This is a genomic window from uncultured Granulicatella sp., assembly GCF_938030755.1.
Lineage (GTDB): Bacteria > Bacillota > Bacilli > Lactobacillales > Aerococcaceae > Granulicatella.
In genome coordinates this window covers 1-3,731 of sequence record NZ_CALHIF010000068.1, presented here as the reverse complement: position 1 = coordinate 3,731, position 3,731 = coordinate 1, and the positions used below count along the sequence as shown (strand labels likewise).

At 38.4% G+C, this 3,731-nt stretch carries 3 protein-coding genes; all 3 read left to right on the top strand.

Annotated features, from left to right (window positions below; all coding sequences use genetic code 11):
* The first annotated feature begins 129 nt into the window (after positions 1–129).
* The 3 genes from Q0594_RS07065 (at position 130) to guaA (ending at position 3,529) form a co-directional block, all read left to right on the top strand.
* Complete coding sequence (locus Q0594_RS07065) at positions 130–876, top strand: Imm59 family immunity protein (protein ID WP_298730812.1); 747 nt, start codon at positions 130–132, stop codon at positions 874–876.
* 77 nt (positions 877–953) lie between these two features.
* Entirely contained in the window at positions 954–1,271 is a 318-nt protein-coding gene (locus tag Q0594_RS07060) for an Imm59 family immunity protein (protein ID WP_298730810.1), read from the top strand.
* Between the two features lie 704 nt (positions 1,272–1,975).
* Positions 1,976–3,529 carry a glutamine-hydrolyzing GMP synthase gene (gene guaA, locus Q0594_RS07055; RefSeq protein ID WP_298730808.1) on the top strand — a complete coding sequence of 518 codons (1,554 nt, stop codon included), beginning with the start codon at positions 1,976–1,978 and terminating at the stop codon, positions 3,527–3,529.
* Positions 3,530–3,731: the final 202 nt, after the last annotated feature.

Below are 3,731 nucleotides of genomic sequence, written 5' to 3'. Positions count from 1 at the left end.
GAGCATTTAGCATCAGAATTAGGATTTTCTCATCCATACTCGTCACCACTTTGGGATGAGGATTAAAAATGATGTAGCCTGAAGGACACAGAGGGATGAAAAATTAGGGTTCTTGAGAGAGGTAAAATAATGGTAAATTTAGATAAAGAGAAACAGGAACTGATGGAAGAAATTAAATTGTTTGGATATGAAAGTTTACGATACTCGGTTTTTAATGAGCACGGTCTCTCAGAATGGGAAACGCGAATTGAGTTCAATAATGAAACTGAAAAATATGAGGTATATCTAACAAGGGATCAAGCTGGGAAAGGAAAGATTTTTGAGTATAGTAATTTTAAAGAAGCAAAAGAAAAATTTATGGAGTTATTAAAACATACTGTTTCAAGAAACAAGTACTATATTACCAATGGTTGGGCTCCTCAATATCCATCTCCCCTCTGGGATGAAAAAGAGAATCACCAGAAGATGAGAGACGAATCCGAGGTAAAAATAATGCAGTTAAAGCAAGAATTAATGGAATTACTATTAAAAATAGGGGAGACAAATCTTAATCAGTCGGATTTATTTACAGAAGAAAAACCATCTCTATTCTTACCGGAAGGGCGTACTATTTATTTAGAGGATGATTATTACTACATTGTTGGTGTCGAACGTGGCAAAATAAATTCTGAGAAAAAATTTGATAATAAGGAAGATATTCTTTATTATCTTTTGCAATCATATGTTACTAGAATTGCATCAAAAAATGCATGGGCTAATGCTAATGGAGATTTTGACCGTTATGATACCCTTTTTCAAGAAGAACAAATTCGCTTATTTAGTATAATTAATCCTAAGTATGGAGAGAGAAGAAGGAAGGAAATAGACATAAATTAAATTGAAAGGAAAAATAAAGAATTTTAGAGAATATAAAAGTAGGAAATGTTGGAGATGTTCTACGTGGGGATAAAATAATGAGTAATTTAGAATTACAGAAAAAGGATCTTCTAAAGGAAATTGAGAAATTAGGTTACTCAAATTTAAGATATTCAATATTTTCAGAGGAAAAACCTGGAGAATGGGAAGTCGTCATTGAATATAATCAAGTAGAAAATTTATATTTTGTATACGGAACAATGGATAGAGGAAGTTTTAATGGAAAGCATGTTTATAATACATTCCAAGAAGCAAAAACAAAATTTTTAGATTTTTTAGCAGACATAGTTATCATTAATCGATATTATGTCAAGGAAGGAATGCCGGTTAACTATCTATCCCCCCCTCTGGGATGATGTCACAGAATAATAAATAACTCCCCCTTTTATGATAGAATAAATCAAACAAGAGTTTATTAATGTTTTATTGGTAAACTCTTGCTTTAAATATAATTCTCTTCAAGGTAGAGTGAATCAACACTACTCCAGCATCTCCTCCCCCAATCCCGAATGACTTCTATTGATGAAAAAAGTAAACTTTCAGATTTTAATCTATCTATTGAAGAATTGGTTTGAGTTCCCCCAGAGCAAATTGGCAATCCAAAAAGCTTTAGCATTGTAATAAAAAAATAAGCCTCCTTAGTGAAGTTTCGTATGTGGTCTGCAAACGACATCGAAAGAACTAAGGAGGTTTTGTCATGGGAGTTACCGATGACGTACATAGTTTAGCATATACGAAAAGAAACTGTAAGTACTTTTTCCTCTTTTAAAAAAATCAAAAAGTAGCATATTTGCTACTGTAGCATATATGCTACATTTCAAAAATTTAAAACACAATTTTTGAGCGTGGTGTCAACAGTTAAAAACGTTGATTTTACAATTTTTGTAAAGGGTACGGTTAGCGAGTGTACACGTTATATACTAATTTATATATTTGCATGAAAGCTTGATGTGACGCGGAAAACGGGGTTTAAAAATCCGAACAAAAGATTCAGTTTTTTTAAGTAATTTTCGTTCTTTTCTGTTACAATGAAAAAGAACTAAAACTAAGGAGGCCTCTTATGACAGCTCAAACCACTTCATTAGAAAAGATTATCGTGCTCGACTTCGGTAGTCAGTACAACCAGTTGATTACGCGCCGTATTCGTGAATTCGGTGTGTTTAGCGAGTTGCTACACAACGACATTACAGCCGAAGAAATTAAGGCACATGGCAACGTAAAAGGGATTATTTTCTCAGGGGGACCACATAGCGTTTATGCAGAGGATGCTTTTACCGTGGATCCTGCGATTTTTGAATTGGGAATTCCAGTGCTTGGGATTTGCTACGGGATGCAACTGACAACGCATCTGTTCGGTGGGAAGGTGGAATCGTCCACAACGCGTGAATACGGTTCTGCGAAAGTCGATGTCTTTAACACGACTTCAGGCATTTTCAAAGGGCTAGCTGAAGAGGAAGAGGTACTCATGAGCCACGGAGACCGTATTACAGCGATTCCGGAAGGGTTCAGTGTGACGGCTTCGAATGCGCACACGCCATTTGCGGCTTTTGAAAACCAAGAACGTAGCATTTACGGCGTACAGTTCCACCCAGAAGTGCGCCACAGTATTCACGGAAACGACATGCTTCGTAATTTCGTGTTCGATATTTGTGGGGCAACAGGCGACTGGTCGATGGCCAGCTTTATTGAAATGGAAATTGCGAAAATTCGCGAAAAAGTAGGCGATAAGAAAGTCTTACTTGGGCTATCTGGTGGGGTAGACTCAAGTGTGATTGGTGTTCTCTTGCAAAAAGCAATCGGTGACCAACTCATCTGTATTTTCGTAGACCACGGATTGCTTCGTAAAGGGGAAGGCGACCAAGTGATGGAGAGCCTTTCTGGTAAATTTGGCCTCAATATTATCCGCGTGAACGCTCAGGAACGGTTCCTATCGAAACTAAAAGGCGTGAGCGACCCTGAACAAAAACGAAAAATCATCGGAAATGAGTTCGTGTACGTATTCGACGACGAAGCAGCAAAACTCACAGACGTGGATTTCCTTGCGCAAGGAACGCTCTACACAGACATCATCGAATCCGGAACGAAAACAGCGCAAACCATCAAGTCTCACCATAATGTAGGGGGACTGCCAGAGGATATGCAATTCGAACTGATCGAACCATTAAACACGCTCTTCAAAGACGAAGTGCGCGCTCTAGGAACGGCGCTTGGTATGCCAGACTCTATCGTATGGCGCCAACCATTCCCAGGACCAGGTCTTGGAATTCGTGTTCTTGGGGAAGTGACCGAAGAAAAACTTGAAATCGTCCGCGAATCAGACACCATCTTACGCGAAGAAATTGCCAAAAACGGCCTTGAACGCGACATATGGCAATACTTCACGGTTCTTCCAGGCATCCGCAGCGTTGGAGTAATGGGAGACGGCAGAACATACGATTACACGATCGGTATCCGTGCCGTAACCAGTATCGACGGCATGACGAGTGACTTCGCTCGCATCCCTTGGGAAGTATTGCAAACGATTAGCGCCCGTATCGTCAACGAAGTAGCGCACGTCAACCGCGTCGTCTACGACATCACCAGTAAACCGCCGGCTACTATTGAATGGGAGTAGGATGGGAATAATTTAGTTTAATTCTTAAGAATAATAGCTCTGGTATTTTTGTTGGGGCTATTTTGTAGATGAACTAGCTGTAAATTTTAGAATTTTGTATTTATATGGAACTTATTTTGTGAAATATAGTATAAAAAGTTATGAATATGAAAGGTGAAAGTAGATAGTTTAATTTTAAAAGTAGAAGTTTTTGATTAACTAT